The organism is Nonomuraea sp. NPDC051298 (assembly GCF_055586305.1).
The window spans coordinates 266,363-290,302 of the sequence record NZ_JBVJIM010000003.1; the positions used below are offsets into that span (position 1 = coordinate 266,363).

35 protein-coding genes are annotated in these 23,940 nt (G+C 68.9%); 31 read left to right on the plus strand and 4 right to left on the minus strand.

Annotation, left to right across the window (positions count from 1 at the left end; genetic code table 11):
* Positions 1-3 precede the first annotated feature (3 nt).
* The 28 genes from rpsS to truA all read left to right on the plus strand — a co-directional run bounded on the left by rpsS (position 4) and on the right by truA (position 15,546).
* The gene (gene rpsS / locus ACZ6S0_RS11310; RefSeq protein WP_465915608.1) at positions 4-282 is read left to right on the plus strand and encodes a 30S ribosomal protein S19; all 279 of its coding nucleotides are present in this window, start codon (positions 4-6) and stop codon (positions 280-282) included.
* A gap of 24 nt (positions 283-306) precedes the next feature.
* The gene (gene rplV, locus ACZ6S0_RS11315) at positions 307-660 is read left to right on the plus strand and encodes a 50S ribosomal protein L22 (RefSeq protein ID WP_049572697.1); all 354 of its coding nucleotides are present in this window, start codon (positions 307-309) and stop codon (positions 658-660) included.
* A complete protein-coding gene (gene rpsC, locus ACZ6S0_RS11320) occupies positions 660-1,496 on the plus strand; it encodes a 30S ribosomal protein S3 (protein ID WP_465915610.1) in 837 nt (278 codons plus the stop codon). Before rplV ends, rpsC begins: the two co-directional genes overlap by 1 nt.
* A gap of 2 nt (positions 1,497-1,498) precedes the next feature.
* Positions 1,499-1,918, plus strand: a complete 420-nt coding sequence (gene rplP, locus ACZ6S0_RS11325) for a 50S ribosomal protein L16 (RefSeq protein WP_055506387.1) — start codon at positions 1,499-1,501, stop codon at positions 1,916-1,918.
* Complete coding sequence (gene rpmC, locus ACZ6S0_RS11330) at positions 1,918-2,154, plus strand: 50S ribosomal protein L29 (RefSeq protein WP_106253417.1); 237 nt, start codon at positions 1,918-1,920, stop codon at positions 2,152-2,154. The genes rplP and rpmC overlap by 1 nt, the downstream gene beginning before the upstream one ends.
* Positions 2,147-2,449: a 30S ribosomal protein S17 gene (rpsQ, locus tag ACZ6S0_RS11335; protein WP_344896289.1), complete on the plus strand. Its 303-nt coding sequence runs from the start codon at positions 2,147-2,149 to the stop codon at positions 2,447-2,449. The genes rpmC and rpsQ overlap by 8 nt, the downstream gene beginning before the upstream one ends.
* 192 nt (positions 2,450-2,641) lie before the next feature.
* The gene (rplN, locus tag ACZ6S0_RS11340; protein WP_214326898.1) at positions 2,642-3,013 is read left to right on the plus strand and encodes a 50S ribosomal protein L14; all 372 of its coding nucleotides are present in this window, start codon (positions 2,642-2,644) and stop codon (positions 3,011-3,013) included.
* A gap of 8 nt (positions 3,014-3,021) precedes the next feature.
* Positions 3,022-3,327, plus strand: a complete 306-nt coding sequence (gene rplX / locus ACZ6S0_RS11345; protein ID WP_465916127.1) for a 50S ribosomal protein L24 — start codon at positions 3,022-3,024, stop codon at positions 3,325-3,327.
* Positions 3,327-3,902 carry a 50S ribosomal protein L5 gene (gene rplE, locus ACZ6S0_RS11350; protein ID WP_465915614.1) on the plus strand — a complete coding sequence of 192 codons (576 nt, stop codon included), beginning with the start codon at positions 3,327-3,329 and terminating at the stop codon, positions 3,900-3,902. The genes rplX and rplE overlap by 1 nt, the downstream gene beginning before the upstream one ends.
* Positions 3,903-3,905: 3 nt before the next feature.
* Positions 3,906-4,091 (plus strand): type Z 30S ribosomal protein S14, encoded by a 186-nt coding sequence (locus ACZ6S0_RS11355; RefSeq protein ID WP_020542298.1) that lies wholly within the window; start codon positions 3,906-3,908, stop codon positions 4,089-4,091.
* A gap of 153 nt (positions 4,092-4,244) precedes the next feature.
* Complete coding sequence (rpsH, locus tag ACZ6S0_RS11360; protein ID WP_219467986.1) at positions 4,245-4,643, plus strand: 30S ribosomal protein S8; 399 nt, start codon at positions 4,245-4,247, stop codon at positions 4,641-4,643.
* Positions 4,644-4,659: 16 nt separating this feature from the next.
* Positions 4,660-5,202: a 50S ribosomal protein L6 gene (gene rplF, locus ACZ6S0_RS11365; RefSeq protein ID WP_465915616.1), complete on the plus strand. Its 543-nt coding sequence runs from the start codon at positions 4,660-4,662 to the stop codon at positions 5,200-5,202.
* Between the two features lie 2 nt (positions 5,203-5,204).
* Entirely contained in the window at positions 5,205-5,588 is a 384-nt protein-coding gene (rplR, locus tag ACZ6S0_RS11370) for a 50S ribosomal protein L18 (protein WP_344896304.1), read from the plus strand.
* A 49-nt stretch (positions 5,589-5,637) separates the two neighbouring features.
* Positions 5,638-6,267 (plus strand): 30S ribosomal protein S5, encoded by a 630-nt coding sequence (rpsE, locus tag ACZ6S0_RS11375; protein WP_344896307.1) that lies wholly within the window; start codon positions 5,638-5,640, stop codon positions 6,265-6,267.
* A gap of 2 nt (positions 6,268-6,269) precedes the next feature.
* Positions 6,270-6,452: a 50S ribosomal protein L30 gene (gene rpmD / locus ACZ6S0_RS11380; RefSeq protein ID WP_080043226.1), complete on the plus strand. Its 183-nt coding sequence runs from the start codon at positions 6,270-6,272 to the stop codon at positions 6,450-6,452.
* A 2-nt stretch (positions 6,453-6,454) separates the two neighbouring features.
* Positions 6,455-6,910, plus strand: coding sequence for a 50S ribosomal protein L15 (gene rplO / locus ACZ6S0_RS11385; protein ID WP_465915619.1), 456 nt, complete (start codon positions 6,455-6,457; stop codon positions 6,908-6,910).
* 168 nt (positions 6,911-7,078) lie between these two features.
* A complete protein-coding gene (gene secY / locus ACZ6S0_RS11390; protein ID WP_465915621.1) occupies positions 7,079-8,383 on the plus strand; it encodes a preprotein translocase subunit SecY in 1,305 nt (434 codons plus the stop codon).
* Positions 8,383-9,033, plus strand: a complete 651-nt coding sequence (locus tag ACZ6S0_RS11395) for an adenylate kinase (protein ID WP_344896319.1) — start codon at positions 8,383-8,385, stop codon at positions 9,031-9,033. Before secY ends, ACZ6S0_RS11395 begins: the two co-directional genes overlap by 1 nt.
* Before the next feature lie 128 nt (positions 9,034-9,161).
* Complete coding sequence (gene map, locus ACZ6S0_RS11400) at positions 9,162-9,971, plus strand: type I methionyl aminopeptidase (RefSeq protein WP_465915624.1); 810 nt, start codon at positions 9,162-9,164, stop codon at positions 9,969-9,971.
* 15 nt (positions 9,972-9,986) lie between these two features.
* Complete coding sequence (locus ACZ6S0_RS11405) at positions 9,987-10,403, plus strand: DUF1707 SHOCT-like domain-containing protein (protein WP_465915626.1); 417 nt, start codon at positions 9,987-9,989, stop codon at positions 10,401-10,403.
* A 259-nt stretch (positions 10,404-10,662) separates the two neighbouring features.
* The gene (gene infA, locus ACZ6S0_RS11410; protein ID WP_012887858.1) at positions 10,663-10,884 is read left to right on the plus strand and encodes a translation initiation factor IF-1; all 222 of its coding nucleotides are present in this window, start codon (positions 10,663-10,665) and stop codon (positions 10,882-10,884) included.
* A 24-nt stretch (positions 10,885-10,908) separates the two neighbouring features.
* Positions 10,909-11,022 (plus strand): 50S ribosomal protein L36, encoded by a 114-nt coding sequence (gene rpmJ / locus ACZ6S0_RS11415; RefSeq protein ID WP_003956441.1) that lies wholly within the window; start codon positions 10,909-10,911, stop codon positions 11,020-11,022.
* A 218-nt stretch (positions 11,023-11,240) separates the two neighbouring features.
* Positions 11,241-11,621 carry a 30S ribosomal protein S13 gene (gene rpsM, locus ACZ6S0_RS11420; RefSeq protein ID WP_138698169.1) on the plus strand — a complete coding sequence of 127 codons (381 nt, stop codon included), beginning with the start codon at positions 11,241-11,243 and terminating at the stop codon, positions 11,619-11,621.
* Positions 11,622-11,744: 123 nt separating this feature from the next.
* Complete coding sequence (gene rpsK, locus ACZ6S0_RS11425) at positions 11,745-12,149, plus strand: 30S ribosomal protein S11 (protein WP_020542285.1); 405 nt, start codon at positions 11,745-11,747, stop codon at positions 12,147-12,149.
* A 23-nt stretch (positions 12,150-12,172) separates the two neighbouring features.
* Positions 12,173-12,799 (plus strand): 30S ribosomal protein S4, encoded by a 627-nt coding sequence (gene rpsD / locus ACZ6S0_RS11430; protein ID WP_344896332.1) that lies wholly within the window; start codon positions 12,173-12,175, stop codon positions 12,797-12,799.
* 97 nt (positions 12,800-12,896) lie between these two features.
* Positions 12,897-13,913 carry a DNA-directed RNA polymerase subunit alpha gene (locus tag ACZ6S0_RS11435; RefSeq protein WP_043623495.1) on the plus strand — a complete coding sequence of 339 codons (1,017 nt, stop codon included), beginning with the start codon at positions 12,897-12,899 and terminating at the stop codon, positions 13,911-13,913.
* A gap of 109 nt (positions 13,914-14,022) precedes the next feature.
* Entirely contained in the window at positions 14,023-14,616 is a 594-nt protein-coding gene (gene rplQ, locus ACZ6S0_RS11440; RefSeq protein ID WP_465915631.1) for a 50S ribosomal protein L17, read from the plus strand.
* A 78-nt stretch (positions 14,617-14,694) separates the two neighbouring features.
* A complete protein-coding gene (gene truA / locus ACZ6S0_RS11445) occupies positions 14,695-15,546 on the plus strand; it encodes a tRNA pseudouridine(38-40) synthase TruA (protein WP_465915633.1) in 852 nt (283 codons plus the stop codon).
* A gap of 70 nt (positions 15,547-15,616) precedes the next feature.
* Here truA and ACZ6S0_RS11450 read toward each other — a convergent pair whose 3' ends face one another.
* The 4 genes from ACZ6S0_RS11450 to ACZ6S0_RS11465 form a co-directional block, all read right to left on the minus strand.
* Positions 15,617-18,319: a hypothetical protein gene (locus ACZ6S0_RS11450; protein WP_465915636.1), complete on the minus strand. Its 2,703-nt coding sequence runs from the start codon at positions 18,317-18,319 to the stop codon at positions 15,617-15,619.
* Between the two features lie 291 nt (positions 18,320-18,610).
* Positions 18,611-19,285: a hypothetical protein gene (locus ACZ6S0_RS11455; protein WP_465915637.1), complete on the minus strand. Its 675-nt coding sequence runs from the start codon at positions 19,283-19,285 to the stop codon at positions 18,611-18,613.
* Positions 19,286-19,395: 110 nt separating this feature from the next.
* Positions 19,396-19,938: a hypothetical protein gene (locus tag ACZ6S0_RS11460; protein ID WP_465915638.1), complete on the minus strand. Its 543-nt coding sequence runs from the start codon at positions 19,936-19,938 to the stop codon at positions 19,396-19,398.
* Positions 19,939-20,467: 529 nt separating this feature from the next.
* A complete protein-coding gene (locus ACZ6S0_RS11465) occupies positions 20,468-21,235 on the minus strand; it encodes a CAP domain-containing protein (protein WP_465915640.1) in 768 nt (255 codons plus the stop codon).
* A 306-nt stretch (positions 21,236-21,541) separates the two neighbouring features.
* On the opposite strand from ACZ6S0_RS11465, the gene rplM reads away from it, so the two are divergent.
* From rplM to glmM, 3 genes are read left to right on the plus strand one after another with little or no spacing between them, the layout of a single operon-like run.
* Complete coding sequence (gene rplM, locus ACZ6S0_RS11470; RefSeq protein ID WP_237103907.1) at positions 21,542-21,985, plus strand: 50S ribosomal protein L13; 444 nt, start codon at positions 21,542-21,544, stop codon at positions 21,983-21,985.
* Between the two features lie 26 nt (positions 21,986-22,011).
* The gene (gene rpsI, locus ACZ6S0_RS11475; RefSeq protein WP_465915641.1) at positions 22,012-22,533 is read left to right on the plus strand and encodes a 30S ribosomal protein S9; all 522 of its coding nucleotides are present in this window, start codon (positions 22,012-22,014) and stop codon (positions 22,531-22,533) included.
* Between the two features lie 2 nt (positions 22,534-22,535).
* A complete protein-coding gene (gene glmM, locus ACZ6S0_RS11480; RefSeq protein WP_465915643.1) occupies positions 22,536-23,882 on the plus strand; it encodes a phosphoglucosamine mutase in 1,347 nt (448 codons plus the stop codon).
* Positions 23,883-23,940: the final 58 nt, after the last annotated feature.

Here is a 23,940-nt window from a genome sequence, read left to right on the forward strand (position 1 = left end):
GAGATGCCACGTAGCCTTAAGAAGGGTCCCTTCGTGGACGACCACCTGCAGAAGAAGGTGGACGTCCAGAACGAGAAGGGGACCAAGAGCGTCATCAAGACGTGGTCGCGGCGCTCCATGATCGTTCCCGACATGCTCGGGCACACGATCGCCGTGCACGACGGCCGCAAGCACGTCCCGGTGTTCATCACCGAGTCGATGATCGGTCACAAGCTCGGAGAGTTCGCCCCGACGCGGACGTTCCGCAGCCACGTCAAGGAAGACCGCCGCAGCCGGCGGTAAGCGTCCCGGAAGTAGGAGAAGGCGATGGAAGCCAGGGCTCAGGCGCGGTTCGTCCGTGTCACGCCCCTCAAGGCCCGCCGTGTGGTGGACCTTATTCGCGGGCTGCCCGCTTCGGAGGCGCAGGCCGTGCTGCAGTTCGCTCCCCAGTCGGCGAGCGAGCCGATCTACAAGGTGCTCAGCAGCGCTATGGCGAACGCTGAGCACAACTTCGATCTCGACCCCAGCACGCTCTTCGTGAGCCGCGCGTGGGTCGACGAGGGCCCGACGCTGAAGCGGTTCCGTCCGCGTGCACAGGGTCGCGCCTATCGGATCAACAAGCGGACGAGCCACATCACTGTGATCGTGGAGTCCCGCGAGCCGAAGGGAAGGACCCGATAGTGGGCCAGAAGGTTAACCCGCACGGGTTCCGCCTCGGCATCACGACCGACTTCAAGAGCCGGTGGTACGCCGACAAGCTGTACAAGTCGTACGTCGCCGAGGACGTGTCGATCCGCCGCATGCTGCAGAAGGGCATGGAGCGGGCCGGCATCTCCAAGGTCGAGATCGAGCGCACCACCGACCGCGTGCAGGTGGACATCCACACCGCGCGTCCGGGCATCGTGATCGGCCGTCGCGGAGCCGAGGCCGACCGCATCCGCGGTGACCTGGAGAAGCTGACCAAGAAGCAGGTCCAGCTCAACATCCTCGAGGTCAAGAACCCGGAGATCGACGCGCAGCTCGTCGCGCAGGGCGTGGCCGAGCAGTTGTCCAGCCGTGTCTCGTTCCGCCGTGCCATGCGCAAGGCGATGCAGTCGGCCATGAAGTCCGGCGCCAAGGGCATCCGTGTCCAGTGCTCCGGTCGTCTGGGCGGCGCCGAGATGTCGCGGTCGGAGTTCTACCGCGAGGGCCGGGTGCCGCTGCACACGCTCCGCGCGGACATCGACTACGGCTTCTACGAGGCCCGTACGACCTTCGGCCGCATCGGCGTGAAGGTCTGGATCTACAAGGGCGAGGCTCCGACCAGCCGCGCCGAGCGCGAGGCGGCCGCCGCGGGCGCCCGCGCCGGCCAGCGTCGCGAGCGTGACGACCGCCGTGGTGGCGGTGACCGTCCCCGTCGCGGTGGCGGTGACCGTCCCCGTCGTGGTGGCGGCGGCCGCGCCCCCCGTAACGAGGCGGCCGCGCAGGCCGCCCCTGAGACCGGCCCGGCTGCTCAGCCGGGTGCTGAAGGGAGCTGACCATGCTGATCCCGCGCAGGGTCAAGCACCGCAAGCAGCACCGGCCTGACCGCAGCGGAGCCGCCAAGGGCGGCACCAGGGTCGTGTTCGGCGAGTTCGGCATCCAGGCGATTGAGCACTCGTACGTGACCAACCGCCAGATCGAGTCGGCCCGTATCGCCATGACCCGTCACATCCGCCGTGGCGGCAAGGTGTGGATCAACATCTACCCCGACCGTCCGCTCACGAAGAAGCCGGCCGAGACCCGCATGGGTTCCGGTAAGGGTTCGCCGGAGTGGTGGATCGCCAACGTCAAGCCCGGACGCGTGATGTTCGAGCTGTCGGGCGTGGCGGAGCCGATCGCTCGCGAGGCACTTCAGCGCGCGATTCACAAGTTGCCGATGAAGTGCAAGATCGTTAAGCGTGAAGTGGGTGAGGCGTGATGGCTAAGGGCCTGACCGCCGGCGAGCTGCGGCTCGAGGACGAGGACACCCTCGTCCAGAAGCTGAAGGAGGCGAAGGAGGAGCTGTTCAACCTCCGCTTCCAGGCGGCGACCGGTCAGTTGGAGAGCCACGGGCGGCTGCGTGCCGTCCGCCGCGAGATCGCCCGTATCTACACCGTGATGCGCGAGCGCGAGCTGGGCATCGTCACGGTCGAGAAGGAGACGAGCGATGGCTGAGACCGAGACCACTGAGACCACCCCCGAGGCCGCCGAGCAGGGCCAGCGGAACTTCCGCAAGGTCCGCGAGGGCCTCGTCGTCAGCGACAAGATGGACAAGACCGTCGTCGTCGCCGTCGAGGACCGGGTGAAGCACCGTCTGTACGGCAAGGTCATCCGCCGTACGACCAAGTACAAGGCACACGACGAGGCCAACGCCTGCGGCGTCGGCGACCGCGTGCTGCTGATGGAGACCCGCCCCCTCTCCGCCACCAAGCGGTGGAGGGTCGTGGAGATCCTCGAGAAGGCCAAGTAGGCACTCTCGGATATACCGCGCCTCGTGGGGGCTCTCAGAGCCCCCATGACGGTGTCCAAGGACGCGAGGCCGCCCGGTCTCGCGTCGCCTGCGGTGCGGCGCCCTGAGGGGCGCTGTGGCCGTGGGAACAAGACAATGACGGGTTCCGCCAGGCTCAGCGATGAGAACCGGCGCGACTAACAGGAGTAAGACGTGATCCAGCAGGAGTCGCGGCTCAAGGTCGCCGACAACACGGGTGCGAAGGAGATTCTCTGCATCCGCGTTCTCGGTGGCTCGGGCCGACGCTACGCCGGTATCGGCGACGTCATCGTCGCCACTGTCAAGGACGCGCTGCCCGGCAGCACGGGCGTCAAGAAGGGCGACGTGGTCAAGGCCGTCGTCGTCCGCACGGCCAAGGAGCGCCGCCGGCCCGACGGCTCCTACATCCGCTTCGACGAGAACGCCGCGGTCATCATCAAGGACAGCGGTGACCCTCGTGGCACCCGTATCTTCGGCCCGGTCGGCCGCGAGCTGCGCGACAAGAAGTTCATGCGCATCATCTCGCTCGCCCCGGAGGTGCTGTGATGTCGAAGCTGCACGTGAAGAAGGGCGACCTGGTTCAGGTCATCGCCGGCAAGGACAAGGGCGCCAAGGGCCGGGTGATCGCCGCTCTGCCGCGCGAGAGCCGCGTGGTGGTCGAGGGCGTCAACATGATCAAGAAGCACTCCAAGGAGACCCACCAGGGTCCGCGCGGCGCCAAGACCGGCGGCGTGCAGTCCATGGAGGCGCCGATCCACGTCTCGAACGTGAAGAGGCTCAAGGACGACAAGCCCGCCGACAAGAAGCCCGCCGAGCAGAAGGCAGAAGGCGGCGCCGAGGAGACGGGTGGGGATAGCTGATGACTGCCACGACCACCGAGACCGAGCGTCCGACGCCGCGGCTGAAGACGAAGTACCGCGAGGAGATCGCGGCCCAGATCCGCGAGCAGTTCGGCATCGCGAACGTCATGGACGTCCCGGCGCTCACGAAGATCAAGGTCAACATGGGTGTCGGCGAGGCCGCTCGCGACTCCAAGCTGATCGAGGGCGCCGTTCGCGACCTCACCGCGATCACCGGCCAGAAGCCGGCCGTCGTCCGGGCGCGCAAGTCCATCGCCCAGTTCAAGCTGCGTGAGGGCATGCCGATCGGCGCGCACGTCACGCTGCGCGGCGACCGCATGTGGGAGTTCCTCGACCGCCTGCTGGCGCTGGCCCTGCCCCGTATCCGGGACTTCCGCGGCCTGTCGCCCAAGCAGTTCGACGGCAACGGCAACTACACGTTCGGCCTGACCGAGCAGGTCATGTTCCACGAGGTCGACCAGGACAAGGTCGACCGGCCGCGGGGCATGGACATCACGATCGTGACCACCGCGAAGAACGACGACCAGGGCCGGGCGCTGCTGAAGCTCCTCGGCTTCCCGTTCAAGGAGGCCTGACCAATGGCGAAGAAGTCGCTGATCGCCAAGGCGGGGCGCAAGCAGAAGTTCGAGGTCCGGGCGTACACGCGATGCTCGCGCTGCGGCCGGCCGCGCGCCGTCTACCGCAAGTTCGGGCTGTGCCGCGTGTGCTTCCGCGAGATGGCGCACCGGGGCGAGCTGCCCGGCATCACCAAGTCGAGCTGGTAGGTAACCTGGTGGGCGGCCCTGTGCCGCCCACACGGGCTTTCAAGTTTCCATAGCTGAACAGGGCGCGTGCTACGCGTCCGTGACCGCGCCGAAGGTCCACCGGCAGAGCGCTGCTTGGCCGACTGGAAACCGCGGCGAGGAAGGCCACTGGCCATGACGATGACCGACCCGATCGCAGACATGCTCACTCGTCTGCGCAACGCGAATTCGGCGTACCACGACAGCGTGTCGATGCCGTATTCGAAGATCAAGGCGCATATCGCCGAGATCCTCCAACAGGAGGGCTACATCCAGGCCTGGACCGTCGAAGACGCCAAGGTCGGGAAGAACCTCGTGGTGGAGCTCAAGTTCGGGCCGACCCGTGAGCGTTCGCTCGCGGGCGTGCGCCGGGTCTCCAAGCCCGGTCTGCGGGTTTATGCGAAGAAGGACAACCTGCCTCGAGTCCTGGGCGGACTGGGCGTCGCGATCATCTCGACGTCCCACGGTCTCATGACGGACAAGCAGGCCGGCAAGCGTGGTGTGGGCGGGGAAGTCCTCGCCTACGTCTGGTAGAGGGGAGGAACACAGCATGTCGAGAATCGGACGGCTGCCCATCCCTGTGCCGAGTGGCGTGGACATCACGATCGACGGCCAGGACGTTCAGGTCAAGGGCCCGAAGGGCACGCTCACTCACAAGGTCGCCGAACCCATCAAGGTCGGACGCGACGACGACGGCGCCATCGCCGTCTCCCGCCCGAACGACGAGAACAAGGTGCGTGCCCTGCACGGCCTGTCCCGGACGCTGATCGCCAACATGGTGCAGGGCGTCACTCAGGGCTACTCCAAGAGCCTCGAGATCGTCGGCGTGGGTTACCGCGTCCAGGCCAAGGGCCCGGGTCAACTGGAGTTCTCGCTGGGCTTCAGTCACCCGGTCATCGTCGACGCCCCCGAGGGCGTCACCTTCCGCGTCGAGAAGCCGACCCTGTTCCACGTGGACGGCATCGACAAGCAGAAGGTCGGCGAGGTCGCGGCCAACATCCGCAAGCTGCGCAAGCCTGACCCGTACAAGGGCAAGGGCGTGCGCTACCAGGGCGAACAGATCCGCCGCAAGGTCGGAAAGGCTGGTAAGTAGGCATGGCTCCGAAGACTGCGTTCAGCAAGCACACGGCTGCCCGCACCGTCTCGCGGGCCCGCCGTCACCGCCGCGTCCGCAAGTTCGTCGTCGGTACGTCCGAGCGTCCGCGCCTGGTCGTCAACCGCTCGTCGCGTCACCTGTTCGTCCAGATCGTGGACGACTCCGTCGGCCACACGCTGGTGAGCGCCTCCACCATGGACGCCACCCTGCGCGCGATGGAGGCCGACAAGACCGAGAAGGCGAAGAAGGTCGGCGAGCTCCTCGCTCAGCGGGCCAAGGAAGCCGGGATCACCGCGGTCGTCTTCGACCGCGGCGGCAACCGGTATGCGGGTCGGATCGCGGCGCTGGCCGACAGCGCGCGCGAGGGCGGGCTCGAGTTCTGATGCGGGCCCGGGGAACGCAAATGATGGCAACTGAGATGAGGAACCACTGATGGCTGCAGCTCCGCGTCGCGGTGGCGGCACCGGTGGCGAGCGGCGGGACCGTCGTGACGACCGCCGTGGCGGCGCCGCCGAGAAGGGCGTCTCGTACATCGAGCGCGTAGTGAAGATCAACCGAGTGGCCAAGGTCGTGAAGGGTGGTCGTCGCTTCAGCTTCACCGCCCTCGTCATCGTCGGTGACGGCAACGGCCTGGTCGGCGTCGGCTACGGCAAGGCCAAGGAAGTCCCCGCGGCCATCGCCAAGGGCGTCGAGGAGGCGAAGAAGCACTTCTTCAAGGTGCCTCGCATCCAGGGCACGATCCCGCACACCGTGCAGGGCGAGGAGGCGGCCGGGGTCGTCTTCCTGCGTCCGGCCTCGGCCGGTACCGGCGTCATCGCCGGTGGCCCGGTGCGCGCGGTGCTGGAGTGCGCGGGCATCCACGACGTGCTGTCCAAGTCGCTCGGCTCCGACAACCCGATCAACATCGTGCACGCCACCGTGGCGGCTCTGAAGGGCCTGTCGCGGCCCGAGGAGATCGCCGCCCGCCGTGGCCTGCCGATCGAGGACGTCGCCCCGCCCGCCATGCTCAAGGCTCGCGCCGAAGGTCTGGCCGAGGCCGCGGCGGCGAAGGCGGTGAGCTAGTCGTGGCACGCCTGAAGATCACTCAGGTTCGCTCGAAGATCGGTGGCAAGCAGAACCAGCGTGACTCGCTGCGTTCGCTTGGCCTGAAGCGAATCGGCGACGTCGTCGTCAAGGAGGACCGGCCCGAGATTCGCGGCATGGTCTCCGTGGTGACGCACCTCGTCGAGGTGGAAGAGGTCGACTAGTCATGACTGACAAGGCTCCGCTCAAGATTCACGACCTGCGTCCCGCTCCCGGCGCCAACAAGGCCAAGATCCGCAAGGGTCGCGGCGAGGCGTCGAAGGGCAAGACGTCCGGTCGCGGCACCAAGGGCAGCCACGCCCGTACGACGGTCCCCCTCGGTTTCGAGGGTGGCCAGGTGCCGCTGCAGAGGCGTCTGCCGAAGCTCAAGGGCTTCTCCAACGCCCTGTTCAAGACGACCTACCAGGTCGTCAACCTCGACAGGATCGGCGAGTTGTTCCCCGAGGGTGGCGAGGTCACCGTCGAGGCGTTGGTCGCCAAGGGTGCTGTTCGCAAGAACCAGCTCGTGAAGGTGCTCGGCACCGGCGAGATCTCGGTCGCGGTCACCGTGCAGGCGCACGCCTTCTCGGCCACCGCGAAGGAGAAGATCGCCGCTGCCGGTGGTTCCGTTACCGAGCTGTAAGAGCTATTACGCGGCGTGGGGGCTTTGACAATGGGCCCCCACGCCCGTAGTGCGTTAGAGTTCGCGAGACGGCAGGCTTCTGTCCGGCTCGTTTGACATGAGACTTCAGATGGCAGATCCCCGCACCATCGCTAACTCACACCGCCGTAAAGGCGCGCAGGAGGGACCGTGCTGACCGCGTTTACCCGGGCGTTCCGGACACCGGACCTGCGCAAGAAGTTGCTCTTCACCCTGGGCATCATCGCGCTTTTCCGTCTCGGATCGGTTCTGCCGACCCCGGGAGTCCACGTCCAGAACCTCGCCGCCTGTTTCGACCAGGCCCGTAGTGGCACAAGCGGCAATATCTACGGGATGGTCCAGCTCTTCAGCGGCGGTGCGCTGCTGAAGCTGTCGGTGTTCGCGCTGGGCATCATGCCGTACATCACCGCAAGCATCATTCTGCAGCTACTCGTCGTGGTCATCCCGCGACTCGAGGCGCTGAAGAAGGAGGGCCAGTCCGGCCAGGTCAAGATCACGCAGTATACGCGTTATCTGACCATCGGGCTCGCCATCCTCCAGTCGACCGCCTTCATCGCGTTGGCCCGTACCGGCCAGCTCTTCCCGAACTGTCAGCAGGAAGTCCTGCTCGACCCGGACAACATCTTCATGATCGTGACGATGGTGGTCATCATGACCGCCGGTACGTCGGTGATCATGTGGCTCGGTGAGCTGATCACCGACCGCGGTGTCGGCAACGGTATGTCCATCCTGATCTTCACCCAGGTCGTCGCGGTCTTCCCGTCCGAGCTGGCCAACATCTTCCAGGCCAACAAGTTCACCTTCGCGGTGGTCATGGTGGTCGGCATCTTCATGATCGCCGCGGTCGTCTTCGTCGAGCAGGCCCAGCGGCGCATCCCGGTCCAGTACGCCAAGCGCATGGTCGGCCGCAGGATGTACGGCGGCACCTCCACCTACATCCCGCTGAAGGTCAACCAGGCCGGCATCATCCCGGTCATCTTCGCGTCCTCGCTGCTCTACCTGCCGCAGCTCATCACCTCGCTCTTCTCGACGAGCGACAACGTGGTGATCACCTGGATCTCGCAGAACCTGGCCACGGGCGACACGCCGATCTACATGACCACGTTCTTCCTGCTGATCATCTTCTTCACGTACTTCTACGTGTCCATCACGTTCAACCCCACTGAAGTCGCCGACAACATGAAGAAGTACGGTGGTTTCATTCCGGGCATCCGCCCCGGCCGTCCGACGGCTGAATACCTGAACTTCGTGCTCACCCGTCTGACCGCGCCTGGCGCGCTCTATCTGGGTCTGATCTCCATGGTCCCGATCGTCGCGCTGGCGGTGGCCGGTGCGAGCCAGAACTTCCCGTTCGGAGGGACGAGCATTCTGATCATGGTAGGCGTCGGTCTGGACACGGTGAAGCAGATCGAGAGCCAACTGCAGCAGCGTAATTACGAAGGCTTCCTGCGGTAGTGCGTCTCGTTCTGGTCGGGCCCCCCGGAGCGGGTAAGGGGACACAGGCCCAGTACATCGCATCGAACCTGTCCATCCCGAAGATCTCGACAGGTGACATCTTCCGTGCCAACGTCTCGGGCGGCACGGACCTTGGCAAGCTGGCCAAGACCTACATGGACCGTGGCGATCTGGTGCCCGACGAGGTCACCATCGCCATGGTCCGTGACCGTCTCTCCGAGGACGACGCCCAGTACGGGTTCCTGCTCGACGGCTTCCCGAGGAACGTCGCGCAGGCGGAGATCCTGCGCGACATGCTCAAGGACTGGGGTCAGGCGCTCAACGTCGTACTCGAGCTGGTCGTCGACGACGACGAGGTGGTCAGGCGGCTGGCCGGCCGGCGCACCTGCAGCCAGTGCGGCCGCATCTGGCACGTCGAGTTCGACGACAAGAAGGACGACAAGTGCGACGCGTGCGGGGGCGCGCTCTTCCAGCGTGACGACGACAAGGAGGAGACCGTCAGGCACCGCCTGGAGGTCTACCAGGTGCAGACGGCCCCGTTGGTCTCCTACTACGCCGACGAGGGCATCCTGGTGGGCGTCGACGCGACCGGGCCGGTCGAAGAGATCACCCAGCGGGCCATGGACGCGATCCGGCCGTTCATGGAGTAGCTGGGCCCTTTGTGGGTTAGCCGGGTACGCACCGATTCGCGGAGGTGGCACGGGTTTCCGTGCCACCTCGCGGCTATTGTGGGGGAATTGGGCCCCCATTGTGGCCCGTTGACCCAGGGGGGCTGAAGATGTTCAAACGCAACAAACACGGCATTCAGATCAAGTCGCCGGAGCAGCTCGAGAAGATGCGGGCGGCAGGGCTGGTGGTGGGCCGCACGCTCGACCTGCTCAGGCGCTCAGTAGAGCCCGGCATGACGCCGCTCGACCTCGACGTCATCGCCGAGAAGGCGATCAGGGACGAGGGCGCGATCCCGTCGTTCAAGGGCTACCAGGGCTTCCCCGCGACGATCTGCGCGTCGGTGAACGACGAGGTCGTGCACGGCATCCCGACCGACGTCCGCAAGCTGCGCGAGGGCGACCTCATCTCCATCGACTGCGGCGCGATCCTGGAGGGCTGGCACGGCGACTCCGCCATCACGGTCCCGGTCGGCGAGGTGGACCCGAAGCTGACCGAGCTGATGCGGGTCACCGAGGAGGCCATGTGGCACGGCATCGCCGCGCTCAGGCCCGGCCGCCACCTGTCCGACATCGGCCACGAGGTCGAGCGGTACGTCAGGCGCCAGGGCCGCTACGGCATCCCTCCGGAGTACGGCGGCCACGGCATCGGCACCGAGATGCACATGGACCCGTGGATCGCCAACCACGGCAAACCCGGCCGCGGCCCGGTGCTGGAAGAGGGCATGTGCCTGGCCATCGAGCCGATGGTCAACCTGGGCACCGAGCGGACCCGCGTACTGGCCGACGACTGGACCGTCGTGACGATCGACGGGAAGCACTCCGCACACTTCGAACACAGCGTCGCCGTGACACATAATGGTCCTTGGGTGCTTACCGCCCTAGACGGGGGCGAAGGGCGTCTGGCTCAACCACAGAACTAACCGGGAGTGGGTGGGATGGCGAACAGCCCCGAGATGCGTGCCTCCGACGCCGACCGCGACCGTGTCGCCGCCATCCTTCGCGAGCACACCGCGCAGGGCCGCATCACGATGGACGAGTTCAACGAGCGGCTGGAGCACCTCTACCAGAGCAAGACCTATGGTGAGCTGGCCAGGCTGACGTCCGACCTTCCCGACGTGGACCTGCGCCACCTGCCCGTCAAGGCTGCCGAGAAGCGGGAGCTGCACTCGGGCATGCGGGCGGCCTGGGGCGCCTGGGCCGTGGCCAGCGGGGTCAACTGGGTGATCTGGCTGATCGTGAGCCTCACGTCGAGCGACCTGGTCTATCCGTGGCCGCTGTGGGTCATGGGCCCGTGGGGCGTGATCCTGCTGATGAGCACCATCTTCGGCGACAACAAGCCGAAGCGCCCCTAGCGGCGGGTCGCCGCGCCCTGGTGTCTCGTGCTCGGCGCGTGGGGCTCGCCGCGTAGGGTAAACTCTTTGATGGTTGTGTCAGGACACCTGGCACGCGTTTCGCGTTTTTGGCTCAGGTGTCGTACACTCCTTAGTCGGCTCACTATGACTATCACGCGTCGGCGGTCTTTGCTGATCGTCGCTCTCTTCGAAGCGTGAAGGTCGCGGCTGCGTAGTGAACCGGAGCCTCAGACGATCGATCAGTGAAACGCGAGGAATTTTGGCCAAAAAAGACGGCGCCATCGAGATCGAGGGCACTGTGGTCGAATCGCTCCCGAACGCCATGTTCCGGGTGCAGCTCGACAACGGCCATAAGGTCCTGGCCCACATCAGCGGACGAATGCGGATGCACTACATCCGGATTCTTCCTGACGACCGGGTTGTCGTTGAACTGAGCCCCTACGACCTCAGTCGTGGGCGGATCGTCTACCGATACAAGTAAAGACGTCTGAGGACACGAAGGACAATGAAGGTAAAGCCGAGCGTCAAGAAGATCTGCGACAAGTGCAAGGTGATCCGCCGGCACGGTCGCGTCATGGTGATCTGCGACAACCTGCGCCACAAGCAGCGTCAGGGTTAGTCGCCGCAAGGCTTCTCCGAGTCCGCCCCGTCAGGGAGCGGGCTCGACGCATGAGGAGCCTGCATCAGTGTTCGCGTCGCACACCCGAGCAGGCGGGCCCGTCAAGGGCTTGAACCACTCGGGAGACCCCCGGTCGGAGGCCGGGGCCCTCACCCCGGGCATTGGGGAGGGGTAGTACGGCGCAAGACCTCCGCCGAAACGAAGGAGAATGCCCGACCATGGCTCGCCTGGTTGGCGTCGACCTCCCCCGCGAGAAGCGGCTGGAGATCGCTCTCACCTACATCTACGGAATCGGCCGCACCCGCGCCCAGGAGATCCTCCAGGCCACCGGTGTCAGCGGCGACCTTCGCGTGCACCAGCTCTCCGACACCGAGCTCGTCCCGATGCGTGACTACATCGAGGCGAACTACAAGATCGAGGGTGACCTGCGCCGCGAGGTCCAGGCCGACATCCGACGCAAGATCGAGATCGGTTGCTACCAGGGCATCCGGCACCGCAAGGGCCTGCCCGTGCACGGTCAGCGCACGCAGACCAACGCGCGCACCCGTAAGGGCAAGAAGAAGACCGTCGCCGGTAAGAAGAAGCCCGGTAAGAAGTAGTCCACATCCGGAGCGGCAAGCGCTCTGGCCCGTACGGCACCTGTGTGTGACCGGTGCGGGCCGGGCGAGCGCCACGATCAAACGCAGCCGCGGGACCGAAGACCTCAGGAGTGAAGGCAAAGGATGCCTCCTAAGAGCCGCCAGGGCGCACCGAAGAAGGTGCGCCGCAAGGAGAAGAAGAACGTCGCTCACGGGCACGCCCACATCAAGAGCACGTTCAACAACACGATCGTCTCGATCACCGACCCCAACGGGAACGTGATCTCCTGGGCCAGCGCCGGCCACGTGGGTTTCAAGGGCTCCCGTAAGTCCACCCCGTTCGCCGCTCAGATGGCCGCCGAGAACGCCGCCCGCCGCGCCATGGAGCACGGCATGCGCAAGGTCGACGTCTTCGTCAAGGGTCCCGGCTCCGGCCGCGAGACCGCGATCCGCTCGCTGCAGGCCACCGGCCTCGAGGTGGGCTCGATCCAGGACGTCACCCCGGTTCCGCACAACGGTTGCCGGCCGCCGAAGCGCCGCCGCGTCTGACTTAGCCCAGGAGATTCAGAGAAATGGCTCGTTACACGGGCGCTGACTGCAAGCTCTGCCGTCGCGAGAAGACCAAGCTCTTCCTCAAGGGCAGCAAGTGCGAGTCCGCCAAGTGCCCCATCGAGATCCGTCCTTACCCGCCGGGTGAGCACGGTCGCGGACGTCCCAAGGAGTCCGAGTACCAGCTTCAGCTTCGCGAGAAGCAGAAGACCCGCCGCATCTACGGCGTCCTCGAGAAGCAGTTCCACAACTACTACGAGGAGGCCGCCGGCCGTACCGGCAAGTCGGGCGAGGTGCTGCTCCAGATCCTGGAGAGCCGTCTCGACAACGTCGTCTACCGCGCCGGTTTCGCGCAGTCGCGCGACGCCGCCCGCCAGCAGGTCCGTCACGGGCACTTCCTGGTGAACGGCAAGAAGGTCGACATCCCGTCGTACCGCGTGCGCGAGCACGACATCATCGAGGTCCGCGAGACCAAGCGGAACCTCCTGCCGTACGAGGTGGCCCGCGCCACCGCCGGCGAGCGCACCGTGCCCGCGTGGCTCGGCGTCGTGCCGGACAAGCTCCGCGTCCTGGTTCACCAACTGCCGGTTCGCCAGCAGATCGACACCCAGGTCCAGGAGCAGCTCATCGTCGAGTACTACTCGAAGTGAGCCTCGGCCGGGGTACGGACCTCCGCACCCCGGCTACGCTTTTCATCGGAGTGGCGTCATATAGCGGGCGTCACACGAAAAAAGGGGAGACCCGCACATGCTGATCGCTCAGCGTCCGACTCTTCTCGAAGAGTCGATCGACGAGACCCGGTCCCGATTCGTCATCGAGCCGCTGGAGCCGGGCTTCGGCTACACCATCGGCAACTCGCTGCGCCGCACGCTGCTGTCGTCCATCCCGGGTGCGGCCGTGACGAGCATCCGCATCGAGGGCGTGCTGCACGAGTTCTCGACCGTTCCCGGGGTCAAGGAAGACGTCACCGACATCATCCTCAACCTCAAGGAGCTGGTCGTCTCCTCCGAGCACGACGAGCCGGTCGTGATGTACCTGCGCAAGCAGGGCCCGGGTGAGGTCACCGCCGCCGACATCGCGCCGCCGGCCGGGGTCGAGGTGCACAACCCCGAGCTGCGCATCGCGACGCTCAACGGCAAGGCCAAGCTGGAGATGGAGCTGACCGTCGAGCGCGGTCGCGGCTACGTCTCCGCCGCCCAGAACAAGCAGCCGGGCCAGGAGATCGGGCGCATCCCGATCGACTCGATCTACTCCCCGGTGCTCAAGGTCACCTACAAGGTCGAGGCGACCCGAGTCGAGCAGCGTACCGACTTCGACCGTCTCATCCTCGACGTCGAGACCAAGCCCGCGATGAAGCCCCGTGACGCGGTGGCCTCCGCCGGCAAGACCCTCGTCGAGCTGTTCGGCCTGGCCCGAGAGCTGAACGTCGAGGCCGAGGGCATCGACATCGGCCCGTCGCCGACCGACGCCGCCCTGGCCGCCGACCTGGCGCTGCCGATCGAGGAGCTGAACCTCACCGTTCGCTCCTACAACTGCCTCAAGCGCGAGGGCATCCACACCGTGGGTGAGCTCGTCGCCCGCAGCGAGCAGGACCTGCTGGACATCCGGAACTTCGGCGCCAAGTCGATCGAAGAGGTCAAGCAGAAGCTGCACGAGATGTCGCTGGCCCTCAAGGACTCCCCGCCCGGGTTCGACCCGAGCGCGGTGGCCGGTGGCGGCTACGACGACGACGACAGCGCGTACGTCGAGACCGAGCAGTACTGATTCCCGCACTTCGCGGCTCGATAACGGATCGCGCGCAGAACGAACGCGGTCCGGCCCGACTCCGGTACCTGGTACGGCCGGGGCGGGTTGACCCAGGAGGAGAAAGACCATGCCCAAGCCCACCAAGGGTGCACGTCTTGGCGGCAGCCCGGCGCACGAGCGGCTGATCCTGGCGAACCTCGCCACCGATCTGTTCCGCCACGGCAAGATCCGTACGACGGTCACGAAGGCCAAGCGCCTGCGTCCGCTGGCCGAGCGCCTGATCACCAAGGCGAAGAAGGGCGACATCCACAACCGGCGTCAGGTCCTGACCGTCGTTCGGGACAAGGGCGTCGTGCACCACCTCTTCACCGAGATCGCGACGACGTTCGCCGAGCGTCCGGGTGGCTACACCCGCATCACCAAGATCGGTGCGCGTAAGGGCGACAACGCCCCGATGGCGGTCATCGAGCTGGTGACCGAGCCGCTGAACGGCGTCACGACCCGCCAGGTCGAGACCCCGGCCGCCGCTGCCGCGCCCGCCGCCGAGGAGACCGCGCCCGCCGCCGAGGCCGCCACTGAGGCTGTCGAGGAGGCCGTCGAGGAGACCAAGGCCGAGGCGGCTGAGGCCCCGGAGGCCGCCGAGGCCGCTGAGCCGGCCGAGGCCAAGGCCGACGACAAGGCCGACGCCGCCGAGGGTGAGGCGAAGAAGGACGGGGCCTGATCTTTCCAGGCCGCATGAGACGGGCCCGGATCCCCTCGCGGGGGTCCGGGCCCGTTTCGACATTCAGGGAGGATCATCGTGGTACGGCTCCGCCTCGACCTCGCGTACGACGGGACCGACTTCTCCGGCTGGGCCAGGCAGCCGGGGCTGCGTACGGTCCAGGGGGAGATCGAGCAGGCGCTCGGCCGCATCCTGCGCCTCGGCGGGCCGGCCGCGCTGACCGTGGCGGGGCGTACCGACGCGGGGGTGCACGCGCGGGGGCAGGTCGCCCACGTGGACGTGCCGGAGGAGTCGCTGGGGGAGCTCGACGGGAACAGAGGGCCCCTGGGCGTCGATGAGCGGCTCTCTGCGCTCGTGCGGCGGCTGGGCGGGGTCCTGGAGCCAGACGTACGGATTCAGCGGGTCTGCGTGGCTCCTGAGGGCTTCGACGCCCGGTTCTCGGCGATGTTCCGGCGGTACGCGTACCGGGTGGGTGACGCGCCGGGCGGCGTCGACCCGCTGCTGCGGCGGGAGGTCGTCTGGCACGACCGGCCGCTGGATCTCGGGGCGCTGAACGCCGCCGCCGCCGGGCTGCTCGGGGAGCACGACTTCGCGGCGTTCTGCAAGCGGCGCGAAGGGGCCACGACGATCAGGGAACTCCAGCGGCTGGAGTGGGCCCGGCGGCCCGACGGGGTGCTGGAGGCGGCCGTGGTGGCCGACGCGTTCTGCCACTCGATGGTGCGGGCGCTGGTCGGGTCGCTGCTGGCGGCCGGTGACGGGCGGCGTCCGGTGGAGTGGCCTGGGCAGGTGCTGGCGCGGGGCGTACGGGATTCGGGGGTGCACGTGGCGCCGGCGCACGGGTTGTGCCTGGAGGAGGTGGGCTATCCGGCGGACGCCGACCTCGCCGCCCGCGCCGAGGCCACCCGGCGGGTGCGGACGGTCCCCGAGTAACCTGCGGGAGCCGGTCGCGGGCTGGACCGACCGGCTCCTTCGGCTGGTCTCTGGGGGCTTCGTGCTGGGGTCAGCCCTTGGTGATGCGGCGTTCGAGTACCTGTGAGGTCTGGTCCCTGAAGGCGCCGCTGACCTTGGGTAGTGTCTTCTCCTTGGCCTCCGGGGTGTGGCCGTCGGCGTGGGTGGCGTAGCTGAAGACGATGTAGCGGCCCCAGACCAGGCCCGCCGCGTAGCCGCCCGCGATGTGCACGCGCTCGCCGCCCGACCCGGCCGGCCCGGGGAGCGGGCGGAACCAGACGTTGCGGGAGAGGTTCTTCGCCTGGTCGGCGGTGGCGGCGGCGTCCTTGTCAGGCAGGACGGCGATGCCGGTGGTGACGGCGTAGCGGTGTTTGCTGTCGACGTACGTGGCCCGCAGCACCCGGGTGCACTTCTGCTCCTTCAGCGCGCCGGCGAACTCTCCGGTGGCGGCCTTGTCGCACGTCGTCTCCATGTCGGCCTTAACCCGCGTGAACGTCGTCCCCGCTGCGCTCACCTTCTTCTTCGGGAACGCCTCCGACAGCGACAACTTCTGCGGGTCGGTCTCCTCGGAGTTGAGGACGGACGCGCCGGGCACGTCCGCGGGCGGGGTGGCGGACTGCTCGACGTCGGCCGGGGGCGGCGCGGTCGCCGTGGGCCGGGCGGCGGCCGTGCGGGGCGCCGAGGCGTTCACGGTCTGGAAGGCGAAGAAGCCGCCGGTCGCCACGCCTGCCAGGGCCAGCGCGCCCAGCGTCACGAGCAGCGCGCGCTTGCTCCTGGCGGGTGGCGGAGGCGGTGGCGGGGTCTGGAACGGCGGTTGTTTGAACGCTCCAGGTGGGAGGGCCAGCCCGCCGCCCCCTGCCGGGGGAGCCAGGCGGTCGAGGCTGGTCTGAGGCTTGTGGCCCCAGGTGTCTCGGGAGAACGGCAGTTCGGGCAGTTTGTCGCCGGACGGGGGAGTGGGCGGCCAGACGGGTACGTCGCCCGGCTCCGGAGGTTGGAGGGAGGGGTTGGTGTCGTGGTCGCCTGCCGTGGCGGCGTCGCGCTTGGCGGCGGCCGGGTCGAAGTAGTGGGCCGGACGGGCGCCTGAGCGCTGCTCATTCGTGCCCGGCGCGGTGGTCGCTATGGGGGCGGGGAGGTGGGGGGTGGTGCGCCGTTGGTCGGCGGGCTGGGTGCGGCCAGGATCCGTGTCTCGCGGCCGCGCGTCGCCGGGGACGGTGCCGCCGGGGACGGTGCCGTTGGGGTCGGTGTCGTCGGGGCTCGTGGGGTGAGCGGTGCGGGCCTGGGGTGTGCTCGGCCGAGGGCCGGTTTCCGCTGGGTGGGCGGCCGTGGCGTCAGGGGCGGCGTTTTCGGGGCGGGTGCCCGGCCGGGCCTCGCCAGAGCGGCCGTCACCGGGCTGTCCCTGGCCGGGCTGCCCTTGACCGGGCTGCCCTTGACCGGGCTGCCCCTGGCCGGGCTGCCCCTGGCCGGGCTGTCCTTGGCCAGGGTGGCCGTCTGTGGGCCGGATGACTCCCGGTGCGGTGGCTCCGGGCACGGTGGGGCCGTGGCCGGTGGGGGTTTGGACGGGCGGGCTTGGGTGGGGGGTGCCGGGCCGGGCGGTTGCCGGGTTGGTGGGCTCGTCGCCTGGGTGGAGGGCCGGGGCGTGCTGGTCGGTGGGGTCGCCTGGTGTGGCGTTCGGGGCGAAGAAGGGGGCCGAGGGGCGGGTGAGGCCGACCGCGGTGGCGTTCGGGTCGGTGTCGGCGGCGTTCGGGTTGAAGGGCGGGGGAAGGGACGGCTCGTCGTTGTCGGGCTCGGCCTCCAGCTCGCCCGTGGCGGCCGGCCACGGCGGCAGGGCGTGGGGGGCGCTGACGGGGGCGGGCCACACCGGCATGCCCGCCGCGGCGGCGGTGAACGCGGGCGGCGGCTCCCACGGCGGCGCCCCGGGCACGACCGGCCGGGCGGGCCAGTTGGCGGGGTCGCCGTGTTCGCCGCGTTCGGCGGGCCAGTCGGCGGGTCTTCCGTGGTCGGCGGGCCAGTCTGCGGGCCTTCCGTGGTCGGTGGGCCGGTCGGTGGGCCTTCCGTGGTCGGTGGGCCGGTCGGTGGGCCTTCCGTGGTCGGCGGGTCGGCTGCCGGGGTCGGCGTGTTCGGCGGGCCAGTTGGCGGGATCGGCGTGGTGGGGTGGCTGGTTGCCGGAGTCCGCCTGGTCGGGCCTGCCTTGTTCGATGGGGCGGTTGCTGGAGATGCCCTGTCGGGTCTGGCCGTGTTCGGTGGGCCGGTTGCCGGGCTCGGTCGGTGCGGGCGGCCCGGCTACAGGGTGCGCCTGGCCTCCGGGGGGCTGGGCGGGTGCGCCCTGCGGGTCGTTCCAGGGGCGTACGTCGGGGATGCGCCCCGGTCGGGTCAGGTCGCCCGGGGGCAGGGTGGTGTGCGGGTGCGCGGGCCACGGGCGCTCGCCCTCAGGACCGCTGAACGCCGTCGTGCCCGGCTGCGGTGCCCCGAAAGGCGGATGGCCGCCTTGGGCGGCGGGCTGCCCGGCAGCGGCCGGTGGGGCGCCGAAGGGCGGGCGGCCGGGGTGCGCGGGGTCGGACAGCGGGGTGCCGAAGGGCGGGCGGGAGGGTTGGTCGCCGGGAGGCTGCTGGTCCACAGGCTGCGGTGTGGGAGCGGCGAGCGGCTGTGGTTGGTCGGCCTCGGGGTGGGTGGGGTCGGCGAACCAGTCGTACGGGGCGGCGTCGTCGCCCGGCACCTCCCATGACCGGGTGCCGGACGACCGGTCCGAATCGGGCAAATTGGGCACCGATCCCGGGCGCGCGGGAACGGTGGGGCGTGCCTCGACATCCGCCGCCTCATCGGATGGAGCCAACGCCGCTGGAACGTCTCGCCCGTCGGTCTGGCCGAAGCTCGGCGGTGGCGCCGCTGGGGCGGCCGAGCCTTCGGCCTCCCTGCGATCGTGCTCAGACCCGGGTTCCTGGCCACGCATAGCTGGAGCCTAGCGAGACTCGCGAGATCGTAATGTCGGTATGGGTGTTCCCAGAGGCATCAGGCGTCCCTTTTGGGGGCCTTTACCACTCAAAGCCGGTCAGCCCGCGGAACTTCCGGTGAGGGTTCGGTTGTCCAGGGCCGGGAAAACGGTGGCCTTGGTGATGTCGGTGATCGCCTCGGAAATCCGCTTCGTCCCCTTCGAGTCGGGCTTCGTGCCGTCCTTGTTCTGGAACCAGACCAGGATCGCGTAGTGGCCGTACGTCGAGATCTGCGCGCCGCCGCTGCCCGCGCCGAGGTTCTTGGTGACGGAGTCCTTGCCCGCCAGCGGCTTGACGTAGTTCTCCTTGTCGCCGACCTTGGCCACCGCGCTCGCCTGCTTGCTGGAGCCGAGGTTGGCCACGCCGACCGTGCCGATGACCTTGCCGTCCTTGTCGCGGAAGCTCGCGCGTACGAACTGGGTGCACTTGGCGGACTTGAGCGCCTTCTGGAGGGCGTCGCCCAGGGCGCCGTCCGTGCACTTCTTGTCCTTGCTGGTGATCGTCATCTCGTAGCCGCGGCCCGAGACCGTGAGCTTCTTCTTCTTGCCGAAGATCTCGGAGACGGAGATCGGGTCGGGGTCGGTCTTGCGGTCGGCGGCGAAGCCGTACTTGCCGGATGGGGGTGACGGCAGCGGGGCCGTGGTCTGGCGGACCGCGGCGGTCTCGGTCGAGGCGGGGTCATCCGCGTTGAACATCATGACCAGGCCGCCGCCGAGCAGGCCGAGCGTCAGCACGCCGCCGATCGTGGCCCACAGCGGGCCGCGCGAGCGCCGGCCCTCGTCGTACGGGCTCCAGCCGACCCTGCTCTGAGGCGCCTGCGTCGACTCCGGTGCGGCCGACGAGGTCAGGGTCTCGTCACCCTCGGGGGCGGCGGAGCCCCGGTCTCTACGGGAGCGGCGGGACCGTCGGCCGGTGGCCGGTGGCGCGTCGTCGTCATCGCCGAGGTCGCCGAAGGCCGCGCCGAGGGGGTCGGGGCCACCTGATCCGGGTGCTCCATGGCGACCCGCTCCAGGACCACCCGCTCCAGGACCACCTGCTCCTGGGCCACCGGCTCCCGGCCCGCCAGGACCCTGACCACCCGGACCCTGTCCGCCAGGACCCTGTCCGCCTGAACCGGGCCCACCTGAACCGGGCCCACCCGGACCTTGCCCACCCGGACCTTGCCCGCCAGGACCCTGTCCACCTGGGCCGTGCCCGCCAGGACCGCGCCCACCCGGGCCGGGGGCGCTGAAGGCGTCGCCGAACGTGCCCCCTTGCGGCGGCGGCCCGCCCGTGGGGCCGCCGCTGTTGAAGAGGCTGCCGGGGCCGCCAGCGGCCGGGCCACCGCCCCCGGGCCCGCCAGGACCGTGAGCGCCGGACGCGGGGCCGTCGCCCCTCGGTCCGCCACCGAAGCCGTCCGGTCCGCGACGGAACGCGCCCGAGTCGCCGCCGAAGCCGTCCGGTCCGCCGCGCAACGCGCCCGAGTCGCCGCCGAGTCCATCCGGTCCGCGACGGAACGCGCCCGAGTCGCCGCCGAATCCATCCGGCGCGCTGCGGAACGAGCCCGAGTCGCCGCCGAAGCCGCCAGACCTGCCGCGGAAGCCGCCGCTCTCGGAACCGAATCCGCCGCCGCCGAGTCCGCCGCTGTCGGAGGGGTTGCCGCCGAAGGAGGGATCGCCGCCGAACCCGCGGCCGCCGGGGGAGCCCGCGGGGCCGTTGCCCGCCGGGCCGCCGCCGGTGAACAGGCTGCCCGGGGACGTGTCGCCCGCCGGTGCGCCGCTCGCGGGGTCGTCGTTCATGAACGCCGGCGCGCCACGCCTCGGGGTGCCGCCCGGCTCTCTCGGACCGCCCCCCATGCCGTAGGGGGCGCTCCCCATGCCGTCCTCGCGTTCCCCACTACCGTTGGAAACCATGCGGCGACATTACCGTGATGTTCGTCATTGGGTCCCGAAGTCCTGAGTCCACCATGGTCCGCCGGGGCCGGACGCGACCCCGACGCCGATGGCCTTCAGCCGGCAGTCGAGGATGTTCTTGCGGTGGTCGGGGCTGGCCATCCAGCCGCGTACCGCCTCGTCGGCGGTGCTGTAACCGGCGCCGATGTTCTCGGCGGCGCCCCAGCGGTAGCCGGCCCGCTCCATCCGGTCCCACGGCGACGAGCCGTCGGGGGAGTTGTGCGAGAGCTGCCCGTCGCGCGCCATCTCCAGCGAGTGCGTACGCGCGGAGCGGGTCAGCCCTCCGTCCACCCGCAGCGGCCCGCAGCCGCGCTGCGACCTGGCGTCGTTCGTGAGGGAGACGACCTGCGAGGCCAGGCCCCCGATCAGCCGCACCGAGTCGTCCCCGTCGCTCAGCACCGCCGCGGGGTTGTCCGTCGTGTTGAAGCCCGGGATCTGGCCCTCGGGCGTCCTGCTCGCCTTGGGGGTGGCGGCGGCGGCCTCGCTCGGGCGCTTCTTGGTGGTGACCCCGCGGGGGATGCGTTCGGCCTGTGGCTGGGCCTTCCTGGCGGACGTCGGCGCGGGGTTGGCGGTGGCGGCGGCGGGCGGGGCGGTCTGGTTGAGGTAGACGTGGGGGGCGGGCTCGGCGTCGTCGGTCAGCCGGCCGATCAGCACACCCGTGAACAGCACCGCCATCAGGCAGGCCAGCACCCCCAGGCGACTCCGGCGCCGAAGGCCGCGCTGGGTTTGCCGGGTGTGAGAGGTCTGCCACATACCGCCGTCAACGATAGGGATGTCGGGTCCTGGGAATGAAGGGGTCCCAGGGAAACGAAACCGAACCGTTCTGCGGTCAGGTAGACTCCTGCCACAGTTACCGGTCCTTTGACCTCCACGCCTCCGGGCGGGTAGCTTAGGTTCGTTGTGTGCATAGGTCCAGCGTGACCAATGCGCGGCGCGTCCGGCGTCATCTCCCGTAAGCGGAGACGGAAGGTCCGGGCCGTCGTGTGCCCGCACCGACCGACCCATGTGGCTGTCACTTCCGACAGCGCCGAAGACGCGAGCATAAAGAAGGCTACGACCGTGCGCACGTACTCACCGAAGCCCGCCGACGTCCAGCGTCAGTGGTACGTCATCGACGCGACCGATGTCGTGCTGGGCCGGCTGGCCAGTCACGTCGCGATCCTGCTCCGCGGCAAGCACAAGCCGATCTTCGCCAACCACGTCGACACCGGTGACTTCGTCATCGTCATCAACGCGGACAAGATCGCGCTGAGTGGCAACAAGCTTGAGCAGAAGAAGGCGTACCGCCACTCGGGCTACCCGGGCGGTCTGCGTTCCGTCACGTACGGCGAGCTCATGGAGAAGCGCCCCGACAAGGCCGTCGAGAAGGCGGTCAAGGGCATGCTGCCGAAGAACTCCCTCGGCCGGAAGATGGCCAAGAAGCTGAAGGTCTACGCGGGTTCCGAGCACCCGCACCAGGCCCAGCAGCCGGTGCCGTTCCAGATCACCCAGATCGCCCAGTAGTAGTTCGAAAGAGTTAGAGGAGAACCGTGGCTGAGCCCACCGGTGTCGAGACGGTCGTCGAGGCCGAGCTGGAGGACACCTCCAGCGAGGACTTCCCGTCCGAATACACCACCGAGTCCGCCGCCAGCGCCGACGCTCCCGTGCGCAAGCCCGTGACCACGGGCAACTCGTACGGCACCGGCCGCCGCAAGGAGTCGATCGCCCGCGTGCGCATCGTCCCCGGCACCGGCAAGTGGACGATCAACGGACGTTCGCTGGACGTCTACTTCCCGAACAAGGTCCACCAGCAGATCGTCAACGAGCCGTTCGTCGTGCTCGGTGCCGAGGAGGCGTTCGACGTCATCGCGCGCATCGACGGCGGCGGCGTGACCGGCCAGGCCGGCGCGCTGCGCATGGGCCTGTCCCGCGCCCTGGCGATCCTGGACGTCGAGATCAACCGGCCGCCGCTGAAGAAGGCCGGCTTCCTCACCCGTGACGCCCGCGCCACGGAGCGGAAGAAGTACGGCCTCAAGAAGGCCCGCAAGGCTCCGCAGTACAGCAAGCGCTGAAGTTGGCGCGCCTTTTCGGCACCGACGGGGTACGTGGGGTCGCCGGCCGCGACCTCACCGCCCAGCTCGCCATGGATCTGTCCGTGGCGGCGGCGCATGTCCTCGGCGATGCAGGCGCGTTCGCCGCTACCGGGCGCCGTCCGGTGGCGGTCGTGGGCCGCGACCCGCGTGCCTCGGGAGAGTTTCTCGAGGCCGCGGTGGTCGCGGGCCTCGCGGCGTCGGGAGTGGACGTGCTGCGCCTCGGCGTGCTGCCCACCCCGGCCGTCGCCCACCTCACGGCCGCGCTCGGCGCCGATCTCGGCGTCATGCTGTCGGCGTCGCACAACCCGGCGCCCGACAACGGCATCAAGTTCCTGGCGCGTGGCGGATTCAAGCTGTCCGACGCGGTCGAGGACGAGATCGAGCGACGGCTGGGCGAGGAGTGGAGCTTTCCGGTCGGCTCCGGCGTGGGCCGCGTGCGCGACGCGTACGGTGAGGCCGACCGCTACATCTCCCACGTGCTGACCACGATGATCGCCGCGCTCGACGGCCTCGACGTCGTGGTCGACTGCGCGCACGGGGCCGCCCACATGGTGGCGCCCGAGGCGCTGGTACGCGCGGGCGCCAGGGTCGAGGCCATCGGCGCCAGGCCCGACGGCCTCAACATCAACGCCGGCCACGGCTCGACCCACCTCGACAAGCTCAAGCAGGTGGTCATCTCGCGCGGGGCCGACCTGGGCGTGGCCTACGACGGCGACGCCGACCGCTGCCTGGCGGTCGACCACACGGGCGAGATCATCGACGGCGACCACATCATGGCCATCCTGGCCGCGGCCATGCACGGTGAGGGCCTGCTGGCCAAGGACACCGTGGTCGCGACCGTGATGTCCAACCTGGGCTTCAAGCTCGCCATGCGCGATGCGGGCATCACCGTGGTGGAGACCGCGGTGGGCGACCGCTACGTGCTGGAGCGCATGAAGTCCGACGGCTACAACCTGGGCGGCGAGCAGTCGGGCCACGTCATCATGCTCGACCACGCCACCACCGGCGACGGCCTGCTCACCTCGCTCCACCTGCTGGGCGTGGTGGCCAAGTCCGGCGTGCCGCTGAAGGAGCTGGCCGCCGTGATGACGCCGCTGCCGCAGATCCTGATCAACGTCAAGGACGTCGACAAGGGCAAGGCCACGGTGCCCGAGCTGGTCGCCGCCGTCGCCGAGGCGGAGGCCGAGCTGGGCGAGACGGGCCGGGTGCTGATCCGGCCGAGCGGCACCGAGCCGATGATCCGGGTCATGGTCGAGGCGGCGTCGGAGGAGCACGCCACGCAGGTGGCGGGGCGGCTGGCCGACGTCGTGCGCACGGCCTGCGTCTGAACGCCTGACGTCACGGCCCGCGGGGATCCCGCGGGCCGTGACGCTCTCTTCGAGCGAG